The sequence below is a fragment of the Streptomyces sp. NPDC048277 genome (assembly GCF_040652235.1).
Lineage (GTDB): Bacteria > Actinomycetota > Actinomycetes > Streptomycetales > Streptomycetaceae > Streptomyces.
This window is the reverse complement of the sequence record NZ_JBEZLQ010000001.1, coordinates 302,479-319,824: the sequence shown is the minus strand read 5'-3', so window position 1 is coordinate 319,824 and position 17,346 is coordinate 302,479. Positions and strand designations below refer to the sequence as shown.

The 17,346-nt window shown below is 73.1% G+C and carries 10 protein-coding genes; 2 read left to right on the top strand and 8 right to left on the bottom strand.

Annotated features, from left to right (window positions below; genetic code table 11):
• Positions 1–82: 82 nt before the first annotated feature.
• Complete coding sequence (locus AB0D85_RS01585; protein ID WP_362312278.1) at positions 83–1,228, bottom strand: hypothetical protein; 1,146 nt, start codon at positions 1,226–1,228, stop codon at positions 83–85.
• Positions 1,229–1,477: 249 nt separating this feature from the next.
• On the opposite strand from AB0D85_RS01585, the gene AB0D85_RS01580 reads away from it, so the two are divergent.
• Positions 1,478–2,497 carry an LAETG motif-containing sortase-dependent surface protein gene (locus tag AB0D85_RS01580; RefSeq protein WP_362312276.1) on the top strand — a complete coding sequence of 340 codons (1,020 nt, stop codon included), beginning with the start codon at positions 1,478–1,480 and terminating at the stop codon, positions 2,495–2,497.
• Positions 2,498–2,592: 95 nt separating this feature from the next.
• Here AB0D85_RS01580 and AB0D85_RS01575 read toward each other — a convergent pair whose 3' ends face one another.
• From AB0D85_RS01575 to AB0D85_RS01560, 4 genes are all read right to left on the bottom strand, one after another.
• A complete protein-coding gene (locus AB0D85_RS01575) occupies positions 2,593–4,368 on the bottom strand; it encodes a GMC family oxidoreductase (RefSeq protein ID WP_362312273.1) in 1,776 nt (591 codons plus the stop codon).
• Between the two features lie 84 nt (positions 4,369–4,452).
• Complete coding sequence (locus AB0D85_RS01570) at positions 4,453–6,081, bottom strand: succinic semialdehyde dehydrogenase (protein ID WP_362312271.1); 1,629 nt, start codon at positions 6,079–6,081, stop codon at positions 4,453–4,455.
• Between the two features lie 136 nt (positions 6,082–6,217).
• On the bottom strand, positions 6,218–7,120 hold the full coding sequence (locus AB0D85_RS01565) for a serine/threonine-protein kinase (RefSeq protein WP_362312269.1): 903 nt from the start codon (positions 7,118–7,120) through the stop codon (positions 6,218–6,220).
• A 97-nt stretch (positions 7,121–7,217) separates the two neighbouring features.
• Complete coding sequence (locus tag AB0D85_RS01560) at positions 7,218–8,936, bottom strand: LamG domain-containing protein (RefSeq protein ID WP_362312267.1); 1,719 nt, start codon at positions 8,934–8,936, stop codon at positions 7,218–7,220.
• A 197-nt stretch (positions 8,937–9,133) separates the two neighbouring features.
• Between AB0D85_RS01560 and AB0D85_RS01555 the strand changes: the two genes are divergently transcribed.
• Complete coding sequence (locus AB0D85_RS01555; protein WP_362312265.1) at positions 9,134–11,026, top strand: glycosyltransferase family A protein; 1,893 nt, start codon at positions 9,134–9,136, stop codon at positions 11,024–11,026.
• Positions 11,027–11,051: 25 nt separating this feature from the next.
• On the opposite strand, the gene AB0D85_RS01550 is transcribed toward AB0D85_RS01555, so the two are convergent.
• The 3 genes from AB0D85_RS01550 to AB0D85_RS01540 all read right to left on the bottom strand — a co-directional run bounded on the left by AB0D85_RS01550 (position 11,052) and on the right by AB0D85_RS01540 (position 17,339).
• Positions 11,052–12,701: a serine/threonine-protein kinase gene (locus tag AB0D85_RS01550; RefSeq protein WP_362312263.1), complete on the bottom strand. Its 1,650-nt coding sequence runs from the start codon at positions 12,699–12,701 to the stop codon at positions 11,052–11,054.
• 125 nt (positions 12,702–12,826) lie between these two features.
• Positions 12,827–14,578 (bottom strand): serine/threonine-protein kinase, encoded by a 1,752-nt coding sequence (locus AB0D85_RS01545; protein ID WP_362312261.1) that lies wholly within the window; start codon positions 14,576–14,578, stop codon positions 12,827–12,829.
• 181 nt (positions 14,579–14,759) lie between these two features.
• Positions 14,760–17,339 carry a protein kinase gene (locus AB0D85_RS01540; protein ID WP_362312259.1) on the bottom strand — a complete coding sequence of 860 codons (2,580 nt, stop codon included), beginning with the start codon at positions 17,337–17,339 and terminating at the stop codon, positions 14,760–14,762.
• Positions 17,340–17,346: the final 7 nt, after the last annotated feature.

Below are 17,346 nucleotides of genomic sequence, written 5' to 3'. Positions count from 1 at the left end.
GCACCGACGCTGCCCTGACGTCGGTGCTGACGAAAGAAGGGCCCCGCGGCTCCGTCCCGCGGGGCCCTTCGCCTGCCCGCACCTACGTACGGCTCACCGAGCCGCAGCCCTCCTGCCCCTTGCCGAGGGCGCGGCTGCGGTCGTACGGGTCGACCGCGGGGCCGGTCGGGGAGGCGCTGCCCGTCGGGGCCTGGGACGAGAACTGCGGGTGGAAGTAGCCGTCGTTGATGTCGCAGGCCGAGTTGCCGGCGTCCTCGTTGTAGCTCACCAGAGTCAGCTTGCCGGGGGTGACCTGGTAGTGCGTGGGGTCGGGGAGTTCGGTGTCGATGACGCGGCGCACGATGGTGCGGGCGACCTCGGTGGAGCCGTCGTTGCGGACGAGCGGGTAGACGAAGGTGTAGTCCGCGTGCACGGCCACCCCCTCGAACTTGCCCTTCGCGAAGGTGATCCGGCCGCGGATCTTGATGACCTTGCCCGCCAGCTTCAGGTGCTCCGGGTCGAACCGGCTGAAGAGGGAGAGCGGATCGTGGGTCTTGCTCGGGCTGCGCAGCGCGGTGTTGAGCTCGTCGAGCAGACCGGGCTGCTTCGGGTCGAGCACCGAGAGCGCGGCGTCCGGGTGGGCGCCGACCACGACCTCGGGGTCCAGGTTGGCTTCGACCAGCAGCTTCTTGGTCTGCTGGAGCGCCAGTTCCACCCGGTCCTTCGGGATCGGACCGAGCGCGGTGGCCTTCGGCAGCACGATGCCGGCCGCGCCGTCGGCCCAGCGCAGCGCCGGGGATCCGGCGAACGGGTGGGCGAGGGTGGGGGTTCCGGCGGCGACCGCGGAGGGCGGCGCGGTCGGGGCGGCGGTCTCGGCGGGCAGCGGCGAGGTGGCGCGGTCCGTACCGGAGGACGAACCGAAGGGATCGCCGGGGATCAGCGAGGGCCGCATCGCCACGACGGCCACGGCGATCGCCAGCGGCACCCCGATGAGCGCCCATGCCTTCCGGCGCCGGGCGGCCCGCCCGTTCGTCTCCTGCCAGGCGGGCCCGGTCCGCCACCCCTCGGGCTCCCCCTTCTCCCGCTTGAGCCGCTGGGCCACCTCACGGGCCCGGGCGGAGGGCTCCTTGGGAGCGGACTTGCGGATGTCCCGCTCGGAGTCGCGGATGAACTGCTCCCACACCTCGTCGGGTATGGAGGAGGACGACGGCTCGTCCCCCGACGAATCCTCGGACCGTCTGTCAGACATGACACTCTCTCGTTCGGCCGTTCGACGGGGGCGAGAATAACCTTGGAATCCGCTGTGTTCACCCCCGCCGTCGCGATCGGTCCTCGCGCCGCCCCGGAGCCTGCGCACACTCCGCGCCCCCACGCCGAAGTGACGACCGTCACATAAGAATCTGGTGAATGTGGAGGCAACCATTCACAGGATTCGCCGGTCACATCAGCGGAACCAGCGGTCACATCCATCGACCGCGTCTGATGCACGGGGGTCCCCATGAAGCTTCGCCGGGCCATGGCCGCGGCAGCCGCCACGGCTGCCCTCGCGCCGCTCGCCCTGCTGTCCGCGCCGGCCGCGTTCGCGGAGGACTCCGCGTCGCCGTCCGCGTCCGACAGCGCCCCGAGCGAGATCCCGAGCGACACGACGTCGGCTGCCCCGTCGGACTCCGCCTCACCGAGCGACAGCGGGCCGGCGTCCCCCTCCGCACCGCCCGCCGCCTCGCCGAGCGACACCACGAGCGCCAGTGCCTCCGCGTCCGCCTCGGCCGAGCCCTCCGAGTCGGCCGAGCCCAGCGAGGACCCGTCCGACCCGGACGTCCCCTACTGCGAGGACCTCGACGAGGACTTCGGCGACGCCAAGGTGTCCGCCGACATCAAGGGCCTGCCCGGAAAGATCGTCGCGGGCGACGGCTTCCACGGTTTCAGGCTGGTCGTGACGAACGAGTCGAAGGCCGACGTCGACGGCGTCGCCTTCTACGCCGAGATCGAGAACTACGAGTTCGACGAGTCGAAGTACCTCAGCCCGTACGTCGACCTGGAGTTCAAGAACCCCGGCACCGGCTCCTGGGAGCGCATCGGCAGCGACGACTGGGCCGGTGACTACTTCTTCTACGCGCCGAAGCTGAAGTCGGGCGCGAGCAAGTCGGTCGACCTGCGCGTCTCCATCGACGCCGAGGCGCCCGCCGGTGACGCCTACTCCTTCGGCTCGGGCGCCTACCTCGACAAGGTCGAGGGACAGGACTGCATCGCCGAGGGCTGGGCCCAGTACGACTTCACGGTCCTCGACGCCGGTTCGTCCAACGCCGACCCGGGCGAGGCCACGCCGAGCGACAACGGCGGCAAGGACTCCGTGAAGAAGCCGCAGGGCGATGTCTCCGCCCTGCCGACCGGCAACCTCGCCGAGACCGGCACCAGCTCGGCGCTCCCGGTCATCGGCCTCATCGGCGGGGTCGCCGTGGTGGCCGGTGCCGGCGCGGTGTTCGTCGTACGCCGCCGGAAGGCCGGCGCGGACTCATAGGCAAGGTCGCGCCGACCGGCGTAGCACGGCGGCGGCGCACCGATGGAGAGGGACCTGGGCTCGGAGGGGGGCTCAGGTCCCTTTTCGATGTGCGGCTACTTCTTCGGGGGTACGGCCGGGATGCCCAGGAACGGCAGCCGCAGCGCGCCGAAGGCCTCCGGCGGGACGGCGGGGTCGCGGGGCTCGACCGGCTTGAGGCGCTCGTACGCCGCCCCCTGCGCGGGGCGCGGATCCGGCTCGTCCTTGTTGGGCCAGTACGACATCGCGCGCTCGGCCTGCGCGGTGATGGTGAGGGACGGGTTCACACCCAGGTTCGCGGAGACGGCGGCGCCGTCGACCACCGAGATGCCCGGGTGGCCGTACAGCCGGTGGTACGGGTCGATGACCCCGGTCTCGCGTGAGTCGCCGATCGGGCAGCCGCCGAGGAAGTGGGCGGTGAGCGGGGTGCCCATCAGCTCGCCGACGTTGCTGCCGGCGAAGCCGTTGATCTCGGCGGCGAGCACGGTGGCGGCCTCCGAAGCCGCCTTGATCTGCTTGGGGTTGGGGGCGCCGTGGCCCTGGCGGGCGGTGAGCAGGCCCTTGCCTACGCCGTCCGGTTTCAGGTACGTCGTCAGGGAGTTGTCCAGCGACTGCATCACCAGGCCGATGATGGTCCGCTCCGACCAGCGCCGGTTGGAGAGCGAGCGCAGCACGAGGAGGGGGTGGCGGGCCGCGTTCGCCAGCCAGCCGAGGACACGGGAGGAGCCCTCCGCGTACGGCACCTGGAGGATCGACAGGCCGCCCATCGCGTTGGAGCCCTTGCCGTAGCGGACCGGTTCGATGTGCGTGTTCGCGTCCGGGTGGATGGAGGACGTGATCGCGACGCCCCGGGTGAAGTCGGCCTGTGGGGTGCCGTGGGCCTTGCGGTAGCGGCGGTTGTCGGTCTGGGCGCCGACCAGGGCCTCGGAGTTGGTGCGGGTGAGGTCGCCCAGCCGGTCGGAGAGGTACGGCAGCTGGCCGCCCGCCCTCATACGGTGCAGCAGGGTCTGGGTGCCGTACGTGCCGGCGGCGATGACGACCCGGCGGGCCTTGAAGGTCCGGCCCGCCGCCTTCTTGTCGTCGGTGGGCAGGGTCGCGACCGCGTAGCCGCCCTGCGAGTCGTCCGTGACGGACGCGACCGTCGTCATCGGGTGCACCACCGCGCCCGCCTTCTCGGCGAGGTGGAGGTAGTTCTCGTTGAGGGTGTTCTTCGCGCCGTGGCGGCAGCCGGTCATGCACTCGCCGCACTCGGTGCAGGCGTTGCGGGCGGGGCCCGCGCCGCCGAAGTAGGGGTCGGTGACCTGGTCGCCGGGTGCCGCCTTCGACTCGCCGTCGGCGTCCTTGCCGTCGCCGAAGAAGACGCCGACCGGGGCGAGGTGGAAGGTGTCGCCGACGCCCATCTTCTCCGCCGCCGCCTTCAGGTGGACGTCGGAGGGGGTCATGGTGGGGTTGAGCCGTACGCCGAGCATGCGCTGGGCCTGGTCGTAGTACGGCTTCAGCTCCTCCTGCCAGTCCGTGATGTCACGCCACTGGGGGTCGTCGAAGAAGGCCTTCGGCGGGACGTAGAGGGTGTTGGCGTAGTTGAGCGAGCCGCCGCCGACGCCTGCGCCCGCCAGGACCATGACGTTGCCGAGGAGGTGGATGCGCTGGATGCCGTAGCAGCCGAGCTGCGGGGCCCAGAGGTAGTTCTTGATGTCCCAGGAGTTCTTGGGGAGGGACTCGCGGGTGAAGCGGCGGCCCGCCTCCAGGACGCCGACGCGGTAGCCCTTCTCCGTGAGGCGAAGGGCGGTCACCGAGCCGCCGAAGCCGGAGCCGACGACTATGACGTCGTAATCGTAGGTGTCCTGGGGCACGGGGGCTCCTCGTCGAGTTTCGCGTGCGGGTGCTCGGTGGCTGGTCGCGCAGTTCCTCCCCCGGCGCCCTTGAAAACGGGTCGGCTAGCGCAGCCTCAGTGCCTTCATCACCTTCAGGCTCGTGCTCATGAAGGCCGCGTACTTCTCGTCGTCCATGCCCAGTGAGGGGGCCATCGGCAATAGGCGCTGCTGGGCGACCGTCTGGGCCTCGGTGTACTTGAGGATGCCCTCGGAGCCGTGGCGGCGGCCCAGCCCCGAGTCCTTCATGCCGCCCATCGGGGACTGGACGCTGCCGTAGGCGGGGGCGTAGCCCTCGTTGACGTTGACCGTGCCGGTGCGGAGGCGGGCGGCCACGGCGCGGCCCCGGCCGCCGTTCTTCGTCCAGACCGAGGAGTTGAGGCCGTACGGCGTGCCGTTGGCGTGCTCGACGGCCTCCTCGTCCGTCTTGAAGCGGTAGATGGAGACGACGGGGCCGAAGGTCTCCTCCGTGCAGACGGCCATCGCGTCCTCGACGCCGTCGAGGATCGTGGGCTCGTAGAAGTAGGGGCCGATGTCGGGGCGGGCGGTGCCGCCGGCGACGAGGGTCGCGCCCTTCTCCACGGCCTCCTCCACATGCCGCTTGACGGTCTCCAGCTGCCGTTCGCCGACCAGGGAGCCCATGTCGGCGCCGTAGGCGAGGGAGCGGCCGAGGCGCATCGCCTTGGTGCGGGCGGCGAACCGCTCGACGAAGGCGTCGGCGATGGACTCGTGGACGTACAGCCGCTCGATGGAGATGCAGAGCTGTCCGGCCGAGGAGAAGCAGGCACGGACCGCGCCGGCGGCCGCCTTCTCGATGTCGGCGTCGTCCAGGACCAGCATGGCGTTCTTGCCGCCGAGTTCGAGGGACACGCCGACCAGCCGGGCCGCCGCGCCCTGGGCGACCTCGCGCCCGGTGCGGGTGGAGCCGGTGAAGGAGACGTAGTCGGCGTGCTTGACGACCTCGGGGCCGACGACCGGGCCCTCGCCGAGCACCACCTGGAAGACGTCGGCGGGGAGACCGGCCTCGATGAGGAGGTCGCGGGCCCACAGGGCGGTCAGGCAGGTCTCCGTGTCCGGCTTCATGACGACGGCGTTGCCGGCGACGAAGGCGGGCAGCGCGTCCCCGACGGAGAGTTCGAGGGGGTAGTTCCAGGGGGCGATCTGGCCCACCACGCCCCGCGGGTGGCGCAGTTCGGTCACGCGGGTGAGGGTGGGCATGGCGCCCGCGTGCCGCTTGGGCCGGAGGTAGGCGGGGGCCTTGCGGCCGTAGTGGCGGGAGGCGACGGCGACGGCCTGCACCTCTTCGTGGGCGTGCAGCCGGGCCTTGCCGGTCTCCAGCTGGATGAGGTCGAGGACCTCGGCCTGGCGGGCCAGGATCAGGTCGTGGAAGCGGAGCAGGACGGCGGCGCGCTGCCGTACCGGCACCTTCGCCCACACGGCCTGGGCGGCACGGGCCGCGTCGTAGGCCTTGGCCACGTCCTCGGGGGTGGACTCGGGCAGGTCGGCCAGCTTCTCGCCGGTGAAGGGCGTGTGGTTGGCCGTACGACCGGAGCCGGCGACGCCCTTGGTGAGCTGGGCGACCAGCTCGGGTGTGACCACGTCGGCGGCCGTTCGGGCCCCTGCGGGGGCGGGGGCGAGGGGGTTCGTGCCGGTCGTGTCCGTACCGGTCTTCTCCGGGGCCTGCGAGTCCGTCATGAGCCGCAGGGTATTCGGGAGCGGGGCCTTTGGGTACCCGTGGGTAACCCGGTTTCACGGAGTGCACACACACCGCCAGTGATCACTGGCAGAGAATGTGCTGATCAGGGCGTTGGACGGAGACGATCAGCGCCGGTCAGCCGCGTTCCGGTTTTCTGGCGAGGAGAAGACCGAGGGCGGCGAGCGGGGTGAGGCGGCGGGGTTCGGAGGGCGCCGCGGGTGCCGGCACCGCGGTGAGGTCGGGTGCCGGTACCGGGGCCGGAGCCGGGGCCGGGGGCTCGGTCACCCACGCCGGCAGCTTCACCCGGGCGGCCTCCGCGAGCACCTCGGCGGCTTCCTGGGCCGTCGGCCGAGACTCCGGTTCGGCGGTGAGGAGCGCCGCGAGGAGCGGGCCGAGGGCGTCGTCATCGGTACCGCCGGTCGCCGCGCGGAGCAACGCGCCGAGGGACCACAGATCGGACGCGGGCCCGGCACAGCGCCCCTCGGCGCACTCCGGAGCGACGAAGTCGGCGTCGCCCCGCTCGCGTTGCCGGTGACCGATGCCGAAGTCGGTGACGACGACACGCCCGCCGTCCGCTTCGAGGAGCACGTTGGACGGCTTGAGGTCGCGGTGCACCATCCCGACACCGTGGGCGGCGTGCAGGGCCCCGAGGACGGCGAGCCCGATCCGAGCTGCCTCGGCAGCCGGCAGCGGCGCACGGGCGGCGAGGACGGAGCGCAGGGACTCCCCCTCCACCAACTCCATGACGATCCAGGGCAGTTCGTCCTCGAGGAGTACGTCGTGAATGGCGACGGCGGCCGGGTGGTCGACGCGGGCGGCGGCGCGGGCCTCGTGCAGCAACCGGTGTGCGGCCCGTTGCCGCTCCTCGTCCCGCGGATCACCGGCGAGCCGGGGCTCCTTGACGGCGACGTCCCGCTCGTCGTGTTCGTCACGGGCGCGCCACACGGTACCGGTCGGCCCGGAGCCGATGCGGTCGGCGAGCCGGTAGCGCCCGCCGATCAGACGTTCCTCGACCGGCTGTTCGCCGTGTTCGCTCATGCCACATGAGTACCTTGCGCACCACGCCCTTGTCGAAGCGGCGCGGTCAGAGGTGTACGGGCCGCGGGCCCCTCCCTGTGGAAGGGGCCCGCGGGCATCAGATGTCGACGCCTCCGATGCCGAGTTGGTCGATCTGGGTCGGGGTCAGGACGCCCGCGTAGGTGTGCACCTCGTCGATCGCCCCGGCCAGGTGGTCGGTCCCGCCGTCCGGCGTGAGGGTGCGGCCGACCTGGAGGGCGCCGGTGGGCGTCCAGGTGTCCGCACCGGTGACGCTCGCCGTGGCGGCGGGGTAGCCGCCGCCGATGTAGAGGCGGAGTTCGTCGGCCTTCTCGTCGTAGACCAGCGCGAGGTACTCGTCGCTCGACGCGGCCCAGTCGGCGGGCGCGCTGACCGTGGTGGTCGGCGCGCCGGCCCGGTCCTCGTGGGCCACCACGGCCTCCCAGGTCCGGGAGGAGGCGACATAGCGCAGCGTGAACAGGTTCGCGTGGGCGCCGGGCTGGGACAGCACGGTCATGTCGTGGTCGGCCGTGGCGGTGTCGACGCGGGCGTGCGCGGTGACCGAGAAACCGGCGTCGGTCGGGGTGACGGCGGTCGGGGTGCTCGCGTAGTCGCCGTCCCCGTCGAGGAGGAGGTCGCCGGTTCCCCACAGGGGGTAGGCGGCCGGGGTGCAGTCGGGGTTCCAGGCGCAGTCGTCGGTGTCCGTGTGGATGGCGGCGTCCCCGGCGAGGGCCAGCGGCTCACCGCCCGCGTGGGCGGGGCTGCTGCCGTCGGCGGCGGTGTCCAGGTCCCAGTAGCCGAGGCGCTGGGCCGAGCGCCGGGCCGCGTCGCCGGCCTCCCCGGCGACGAGGACACGGTCCCAGACGTTCACGTCGGTGAGCAGGCCGTGCCAGTGCCCGCCGGTCCCGTCGGCGCCGAGCCGCAGCGCCCCCGCACCGCCGCCCGCCACGACGTTCTCCGCCGTGCCGGCCGACGTGCCGTTCACATACAGCCGTACGGTCCGCTGCTCGGCGTCGTACACCCCGGCGAGGTGCGCCCACTCGCCCCGCTCGGGGGCACCGCCGGTGACGCGGGCGGTGCCGCCGTCCCGGGTGGGCACGGTGAAGGACCAGACCGGGGCCCCGGACGTGGGGTCGGCCGCCGTGCCGAGGGTGAAGGCGGAGGAACGGCTGACCGCGGTGCTGTCGCCGTCGAGCGCGTCGGGCCGTACCCAGGCGTCGACGGAGAAGGTGCCGCTCGTGTCGGCGGCCGGGTCGAGGCTCAGATACCCCTCGCCGGTCCCGTCGAGCGCGGCGGCGGAGGCCACGTCCGTGCCGGACGGGCCGGACGCGCCGAGGGTCACTCCGGTGCCGGCGACCGCGCCGGACGGCCGCTCCGGATCCCAGTGGGCGACGGCGGGCCGCCCGTCCTGGACGTTGACGTAGTACGTGGTGCGGGGGCTGACGTTCCCCGCCCCGTCGACGGCCTGGACCTGCAGGTAGGCGACCCCTTCGCGCTCGGGCATCCAGCGCAGCGAGACCGCGCCGCCGGGCTCCGCCGGGACGAGGGTCTTCGTCGAGGTGCCGAGCCAGTTGTAGCGGTAGGACACGACGTCGTCGGAGGCCGAGTCGATCGTGAAGGTCCCGTAGCGCCCCACACCGTCGTGCCAGTCGCCGTCGTCCGGATACTCGGCCGAGGAGACGACCGGCGCCTGCGGCGCGTCGAGGTCGTCCGCCGCGACCGCCGTGGCAGCCGTGGCGGCTGTTGCGCCCACGGTCAGTGCCGTGAGCGCGCACAGCACCGCGGCCCGCCCGAAAACGTAAGGTCTCGCCCTGCCCAAGGTCTCTCCCTCAAGTCCGTCACAAGTCCGGGTCAACACCGGACCAAGAGGAGGATGACCGCAACTCGCGGCTCCGGCAACGCATTTGAACCGGGGCCCCGCCCGTGCGGCCGGCCCCCGCCGGGTAAGACCACCCCGTGAACGACGCAAGAGAAGACTAAATACGGCTAAATGGAGAACCCCGTAAAATCGATGGAATGCCAAGAGTCAAGGTCAGCGTGATCGTTCCCGTCTACAACACCGGGAAGTACGTCGACGAGTGCGCCCCGTCGCTCCTCGGGCAGAGCCTGCCCGCCGACGCGTACGAGGTCATCTACGTCGACGACGGGTCGACGGACGACACACTGTCCCGGCTGGAGAAGATCGCCGCCGCGCACCCGAACGTCCAGGTGCACACCCGGCCGAACTCGGGCTGGCCCGGCGCGCCCCGCAACCTCGGCATGCGACACGCCAAGGGCGAGTACATCCAGTTCGTCGACCACGACGACACGCTCGGCCCCGAGGCCCTGGAGCGGCTGTACGAGCACGCGAAGCGCACCGACGCCGACGTCGTGCTCGGCAAGATGTCCAGCACCATGGTCCGGCCCCGCCGCCTCTTCCGGCACACGGTCGACGCCTGCACCATCGAGAACGACGAGCTCATGCAGAGCATGTCGCCGCACAAGATGTTCCGGCGGGCCTTCGTCGAGGAGCACGGCCTGCGCTTCCCCGAGGGGCCGTGGATCCTGGAGGACCTGCTCTTCGTCAGCGCCGCCTACCTCAAGGCCGAGCGGATCGCGATCCTCGCCGACTACCCCTGCTACTACTGGATGAAGCGGGACGACGGCGGCAACAACACCCAGCACCGGTTCAGCGCGAGACACGGCTTCTGGCCCAACGTCCGCACCGTCGTCCGCCAGATCAAGGACGGCACGCGGCCCTCGGACGACCTCGACGCCCTCCAGAACCGGCTCCTCCACCGGCTCTACCACGTCGAGATCCTCTCCCGGACCCGCGAGCCCGAGATCCTGCGCGAGGACCCCGCCGAGCAGCGGCCCCGCTTCGAGGCGGCCCGCGAACTGGCACGGACGGAGTTCCCGGCGGCCGTACGCGAGGGCCTGCCCGCCGTCTCCCGGCTGCGCGCCGAGTTCCTCGAACGCGACGACTTCGACGGAGCCGTCGCCCTCGCCGAACGCGTCCGGGCGGTCACGGCGCACAGCGAGGTCGGCGCCCCGCGCTGGGAGGACGGCCACCTGGTCGCCGAGGTGACCCTGAGCCTGCTGCGCGGCGACGGCGAGCCGCTGGTCCTCGTCGAACGGGACGGCAGGCAGTGGCTCGACCCGGAGCTGCTGGCCGGGGTGCCGGGCACCGAGGACGGCTGGGAGGTCCGCGATCCGTTCCGGCTGGCCTACGCCGAACTGGTGGTCAAGGACCGGGACCGCGAGGACTGGTGGTACCCGGAGGGCGACCTGGAGGTACGGCTGCGGCCCCTCGGTGAGGGGCGCTCGCAGCCCGTCGCCTCCGGGCGGCTGCGCCTCGACCCCGAACGGCTCGCCGGAGGGCGGCCGTTGGAGCGCGGGGTGCACGACGTGTGGGCGTATGTGCAGCTGCTGGGCATCGACCGGATGGTCCGGGTGACGGGCGAGGGCACAGCGGGGGCCCCGGCCGCCGGTCCGGCGGTGACCGGCGGGCGGCTGGCGCTGCCGTACTGGACGGGGAGCGGGCAGCTGGCCCTTGACATCGACCAGCGGCAGCGGACGGTGGGGGCGGACACGGCGGAGGCCGCGGCGGCGAACTCCGGGCGCGGGGAGGGGGCTTCGCTCCCCGTGCCGTACGTCGCGGCGACGGCCGGCACCCCGGCTCCCGTCAAGGTCACGGTGTCCACGGTGACGGTGAAGGCGGAGCTGGTCCCCGAGGCGGGAGCGGTCCAGCTGCGCCTCCCGGCCCGGCTGCAGCTGCCGTCCGGGCGGCACCCGGTGAAGCTCCCGAAGGCGTCGACGCCGGTCGCGTACGCGGTCGTTCGCAACGGTGCCGTGCTACGGCTGGAGGGCCCGGCGTACCGCCCCGGCGCCGCCCGGCGTCTCCTGGACGCGGTGAAGCGAACTCCGTGAGGGGCGCGGGGCGGTGTCCCGGTCCTCACCCCGCCGCGAACGTGTCGACCGCGACATCGAAGTACTCCCGCGCCTCCCGCACCTTCCCGACGGGCGCCGACACCCACACGTCGTACATCCGCCCGCCCTCCTCCCAGCACAGGTCGTAGGTGTGCCGGGGCCCCTCCGACGCGCTGAAGCCCTCCCAGCTGAACTCCCAGAAGGCGGCGGGGTGTCCGGCATGGGTGGTGTCGGTGACCCGGCCGTCGTGGTAGCCGGGGTTGGTGCTCGGCCCCTCGGCCGCCGCCCGGCGCATCACCGCCCCCGGTCCGCCGATCGCCGGCTCGGCGAGCCTGATACCGAGCCGGAAGGTCTGCCCCGGCGACATGTAGAAGACACGCTCGCCCTGCGGGTCGCGGGTGAAGTCCTCCGGTACGGCGAGGGAGAAGCCGGCCGGGTCCCGCGCGAGCCGGTAACCGGAGGGGGCGGTACGGGAGTCGGTGGGCGAGGCCGACGGGGACGCCGGCGGGGTCGACGGAGTGGACGAGGCGGACGAGGCGGACGAGGCGGACGAGGCGGACGAGGCGGACGAGGCGGACGAGGGTGCCGTGTACGACGTGGAGACGGCCGTCGTACCGCCGGGACCGGGGGCACCGCCGCCCCCGCCCACGTGGAACAGCAGCGCGGCCGCCGACACCCCCGCGCCGGCCATCGCGGCGACCAGCAGCGCGGCGACCAGCATCCCGCGGGGCGAGTACCGCGGCGGCACGGCCGGTTCCGCGGCGGGCGGCCGCGGCACGTCCCGCTGGGTCGGCGAGTACGACGCGACGCCCACGCTCCCCATCGGACTGGCGACCGCGACGGACCCCGACTCCAGGAACCCGCGCAGCATCCGCTCGGCCTCCGCCGCGCCCAGCCGCCGTTCCGGATCCCGCTCCAGCAGCCCTCGTACGACGGGCAGCAGCGGCTCCGCCTGGGCCGGTGGCCGGATCTCGTCGGAGACCACGGCGTGCAGGATCCCGCCGAGCGAGTCGCGCCGGAACGGCGACTCGCCGCTGAGCGCCGCGCACAGCAGCGCACCCAGCGACCACAGGTCGGACGCGGGCCCGGTACGGGAGCCGGACATCCGCTCGGGCGCGGTGTACTCGGGCGAGCCGACGAAGGAACCGGTCTCGGTGAGCGTGGTGGCGCCCGAGACCTGGGCGATACCGAAGTCGGTGAGCACGACACGCCCGGTGCCGGCCTCGACGAGGACGTTCGCCGGCTTGATGTCCCGGTGCAGCACCCCCGCCTCGTGCGCCGTCCGCAACGCGCTCAGCAGGTCGATCCCGATCCGCGCGGCCTCGGCCACGTCCACGGGCCCGCTGCGCGAGATCCGGTCGGCGAGCGAACCGCCGTCGATCAACTCCATGACGATGTACGGCCGTTCACCGTCCTCCACCACGTCGTGGACGACGATGATGTGCGGATGGTGGAGCTGTGCGACGGCCTGCGCCTCACGCAGGGTGCGGTCGCGGCGCAGCCGGGCGTCGTCGTCCGAGAGGGAGTCGTCGAGAGTGAGCTCCTTGACGGCGACCTGCCGCCCCAGCAACTGGTCGGTCGCCCGCCATACGACACCCATCCCGCCCCGCCCGAGCCGCGTTTCCAGGCGATACCGCCCCGCGACCAGACGTACGGCTTCCCCGTCGGTCCCCATGGCCCCATGATGCCCCGCCGGACGGATCTCTTCCGGACGGTGACCGGCCAAGTGTGCCGCCGCCCCGGAATCCGGCAGCGACCGTCAGCCGATTACGTGACCGATCGGCTCGTCTCCCGGCACCCTCACTGCTTGACTTCGCCCTCTCGCCAGCCCTGGAGGACGGAGGTGAACTGCTTGCTGGTGGTGGCCCAGTCGTCGACCGGTGAGGCCGTGAGGATCGCGTACTCGACACCGCCGCTGGTGAAGTAGCCGACGTCGATGCTGCGGTACGGCCCCGGGACCTTCGCGTCCTTCGCCAGCGCGGTCCACGTGTACTCCCAGCGGGCGCTCGGCAGATCGCGGTACACGTCCTTCTTCAGGCTCACCGTCTTGAAGTCCACCAGCTTCGCCTTGAGCTGCTCCTCCAGGTTGCGCATGTGGTCGTACGCGTTGTTGAAGTCCGGTGAGGTGTCGACGGCGACGCGTACGAGGTGCGTGCCCCCGTCGGGCGAGTAGTCGATCTGCTCCAGGCCGTCCGTCTTCTTGATGGACACCGAGCGCTTCCAGCCCGCGGGCAGGTACAGCGTGAAGCCCACGGGGTCGTCGTACTCCTGCCAGCCCGCGGGAATCGTGCCGTCCGGGGCCTTGGTCGCGCCCTGGGAGGAGGAGCTGGACGTGGCCGGCGAGACCGCGCTGCCGCTGTCGTCCTGCTGCTGCCCGGAGTCCCACTTCTGCAGGGCGACGGCCCCGCCGCCGCCGAGCAGCGCGGCCACGGCGACGACGAGCGCGAGCGTGCGCAGCCGGCGCCGCTTGGGCTGGACGGGCGCGGGGGCGGACGCCGAGGCGACCGCCGTCGGCGGGGACATGGAGCTGCCCGGGGGCCGCTGCCCGCCGTACGAGCCGTCGTACGTCCCGGCCTGCGAGCCCCCGTATGTCCCGGCCGGCGAACTGCCGTACGCCCCGTCCGGCGAGCCGCCGTACGAACTCCCGTACGGTCTCTGCTGCGAGCCTCCGGAGTCCAGCCAGGTCTCGCCGCCGGTCTGCGACTGCGTCTGCACATACGCCTGTGCCCCGCTCGGCCGCCGCCCCTCCGCCGCCTCGGCGAGCATCTGCTCGAGCTCTTCGGGGCCGGGCCGCTGGGCCGGTTCCTTGCGGAGCAGTGCGGTGATGACCGGCCCCAGCGGGCCCGCGTTCAGCGGCTCGCCGACCTCGTCCTCGACGACCGCCTGCATGGTGGTCAGCGGCGAGGTGCGGCGGAACGGCGAGCGCCCCTCCACCGCCGTGTACAGCGTCGCGCCCAGCGCCCACAGGTCGGAGGACGGCCCGGGGTCGTGCCCGCGCACGCGCTCCGGCGCGAGGTAGTCGACGGATCCGACGACCTCACCGGTCCGGGTGATCGTCGTGTCACCCTCGATCTGCGCGATGCCGAAGTCGGTGAGGAGGACCCGGCCGTCGCGGCCGATCAGCACGTTGCCCGGCTTGACGTCCCGGTGCAGCACACCGGCGCCGTGCGCGGCGCGCAGCGCGCGCAGCACCCACAGCCCGATCCGCGCGGCCTCCCGCGGCTCGATGCGCCCCTGTTCCTTGACCGCGTCGGCCAGCGAGTGCCCCTCGACCAGCTCCATGACGATCCACGGACGGCCGTCGTGTTCGAGTACGTCGTGGACGGTGACGACGGCGGAGTGGTTGATGCGCGCCGCGGCCCGGGCCTCGGCCCGGGTGCGGGCCAGCAGGACGGCCTGCTCGCTCTCGGAGACGTAGAGCGCGGCCGTCAACTCCTTGATGGCGACCGCCCGGTGCAGCACCTCGTCGTGGGCGCGCCACACCCGGCCCATGCCGCCGCTGCCGATGGTGTCGGCGATCCGGTAGCGGCCCGCGATGAGCAGGCCCTGCATCTGATTCACGTTGCCCCGCAATGCTCTTGTCAGGGTCAGACTAAGGACCGGCCTGCGGTCATGGAACAAGCGGGGTCCCACGGAGACAGCACTGTGACGGTTTTCGCTTTCACCGCGAAACGTGAACCGAATCCGTCCACCGGTACGGGAACCGCCCCGGGCAGCTACGCGTTGACGTAGCTCAGCCCGTGTACCTGTAGGACGCCGACGCCTGTTCGTACAGCGTGGTGACCTCGTCCCGTTGGGACTCCGGGCCGCGTACCTGCACGATGTGGTACCGCCCGTTGATCAGGAAGACCATGTTGCGCACGAACAGGTCGCCCTCCTGGCTGTCCGTCCAGGTGAACTGTCCCTCGGCGGACACCTGCTGGCCCACCGTGATGGTCCGCAGCCCGCCCGCCGTGGCCCAGCTGGAGTCGCGGTACGGCTGCAGCTCCGGCTCCTTGTCCCGCTGGTACGTCATCGGGTCGTTGCCGTACGTGGCCGCGCTGTCCCGCCCGGCCACGACGATCAGCTCGAACCTGCCGTGCGAGTAGATCACCTGGCCGCTGCCGTTCCTCGGCGTACGGCTCCAGCCCTTGGCGACGGCGATCCGGAAGCCGTCCGGGTCGTCGCGCAGGGTGAAGCCGTCGCCGACCGGGGCGCCGCCGGTCGAACCGGAGGTGGTCTGGGTCTCGGTGGACGGGGTCGCCGTCGGTGTGGGCGTCGGACTCGGGCTCGGCGCGGAACTGACCTGGCCGGCCGTGCCCGTCCGGTCACCGGTCGACGCGCCGCTGTCCTCCGCGCTGCCCTTCTTCGGCAGGAAGAGCATGGCGTACGCGACCGCCGCGGCCAGCAGGAGCAGGACCAGCAGAAGCAGCGTACGGCCCAGTCTGCGCGGGGACCCGGTCTGCTGCCGGGCCCGCTTGTGCCGGCCGTGCGGGCCGTTCGCCGGGAGCCCGGCCCGGCGCCAGCGCACCAGCTGCCCGCGCCGCCGGACGATCGGCAGCCGCTTGGGGTCGGTGGGCGGGGCGGCGACGACATAGGTGCCGGCGTCCGGCTCGGGCGCGGACCGCACCAGCGAGCGCAGCCAGCCGCGCAGCTCCTCGAAGTCCAGCCGCTCGGTGGGGTCCTGGCGCAGCAACGACTCCACGACCGGCCTCAGCGACCCGCACTCCTCCGCGAAGGCGGGCGGCTCCGCGCACACCAGCTGGACCAGTTCGGCCGTCGACTCCTCGGGGTACGGCGCGTGTCCCTGCACCGCGCGGAACAGCAGCGCGCCGAGCGCCCACAGGTCGGTGGCGGGTCCGATGGGCGCCGCCAGCTGCCAGTTCTCGTGCACGGGCCCGGCCTGCTCCGGCGCCCACCGCTCGGTCACCGGTCCGACCACGGTCATCCGCACCTGGCGGGCCCGCTCGGCGGCCAGCGCGGTGGCGGGCCCGCGCCGCGCGGGCGCGGGAGCGGCCTGCTCACCCCAGCGGGCCGGGCCCGGTGCGGGCAGCGCCGCCGGCTGCGGGTTCGAACGGGGGGCGGGCACATCGGCGCCGGGTGCCGGAAGGGCGGTGCGCTCCTGGCCGGCGCCCACCGCCGGGGTGCTGCCCGCGGTGGTACCCGGCTGGGGGCGCGGCACGGCGCCGTGCCAGGCCGAGGGCGCGCCCCGCACCCCGTAGGGATCGGCTATCTGCCCGGGCGGCCCGGCCGGTGCCTGCGGCTGCGCCTGCCCGTTGGCGTACGGCGGTTGGGCCGCGCCGTTGGCGTGTCCAGGGGCGTGCGGCGGCTGCGCGGCCCCGCTGTCGCCCTCGGCCGGCGGCCGGGCGCCGGGCAGTGCGGCCCGGCCGTTCTGCTGGGCGTCCTGGACCCGGGCGGCGGCCCTGGCGCCCGCCCGGTACGCGGCGATCGCCCCGGCGCGGGCGGCCCGGATGTCCGCACCGGTCTCCAGCGCCCGCCGCTCCACGGCGCCCGTACCGGTACCGCCCGAACCCTCCTCCGGACCGGCCCCCGGCAGTCCGCCGGCGGCCCGCGCCTGAATGGCGGCGCGCCTCGCGGCCTCGGCATCCACCTCCGGAACACCAGGCGCAGGAGCCTGTCCACCGACTCCGGCGGAACCTTCCGCCTGCCCGGCCGGACGGGGACCGTCGGCCTCCCCGCCGCCCTGTCCCTCGGGAACCGGCACCGGGTCGTACCCGCACAGCGCCTCCTCGGCCGCCCCGACCGCGAGGCCGGTCAGCATCACGCGGCCGTCGTCGCAGACGAGGACCGTGCGGGCGGTGATGTTGCGGTGCACCCAGCCGTGCGCGTGCAGGACCCGCAGCGCCATCAGCACGTCGGAGGCGACCTCGGCCGCCCGGTACGGGGTCAGCGGCTGCTCGGCGAGGACCGCCGCCAGCGACCGCGCGGCGACCGCCTCGCTGACGATCCACAGCGAACCGCCCTCGGCGAACACGTCGAAGACCTGGTCGAGCCGGGGGTGGTCGGGGATCCGGGCGGCGGCCTGCGCGGCCTCGACGGCGCGGCGCACGGCGGGATCGCTGGGCCGGCGTGTCGCGGTGCGGGCCGCCGGCGGCCGGCGCGTGCCGCGGTCACGGGCTGTGAACCCCTCGGGCAGCCCCTCCGCGTCGAGCACCTCCGCCTCGACGACCTCCGGCAACGGCACCTGGCGGACGAACACCTCCTGCCCGCTGTAGGTGTCGAAGGCCCGCGTCTCGGTGTGTTCGTACTCGTCGGAAGGGGGCAGCGGCAGGCGGTAGCGGTCGGCGAGCACCCGACCCGCATAGTCGTCCACGTTGCCT

What these genes read in the sequence shown, in the direction of transcription:
- AB0D85_RS01585 (WP_362312278.1), bottom strand. Translation starts at nt 1,228, where the DNA reads ATGTCTGACAGACGGTCCGAGGATTCGTCGGGGGACGAGCCGTCGTCC.
- AB0D85_RS01545 (WP_362312261.1), bottom strand. Translation starts at nt 14,578, where the DNA reads ATGCAGGGCCTGCTCATCGCGGGCCGCTACCGGATCGCCGACACCATC.
- AB0D85_RS01550 (WP_362312263.1), bottom strand. Translation starts at nt 12,701, where the DNA reads ATGGGGACCGACGGGGAAGCCGTACGTCTGGTCGCGGGGCGGTATCGC.
- AB0D85_RS01570 (WP_362312271.1), bottom strand. Translation starts at nt 6,081, where the DNA reads ATGACGGACTCGCAGGCCCCGGAGAAGACCGGTACGGACACGACCGGC.
- AB0D85_RS01565 (WP_362312269.1), bottom strand. Translation starts at nt 7,120, where the DNA reads ATGAGCGAACACGGCGAACAGCCGGTCGAGGAACGTCTGATCGGCGGG.
- AB0D85_RS01580 (WP_362312276.1), top strand. Translation starts at nt 1,478, where the DNA reads ATGAAGCTTCGCCGGGCCATGGCCGCGGCAGCCGCCACGGCTGCCCTC.
- AB0D85_RS01555 (WP_362312265.1), top strand. Translation starts at nt 9,134, where the DNA reads ATGCCAAGAGTCAAGGTCAGCGTGATCGTTCCCGTCTACAACACCGGG.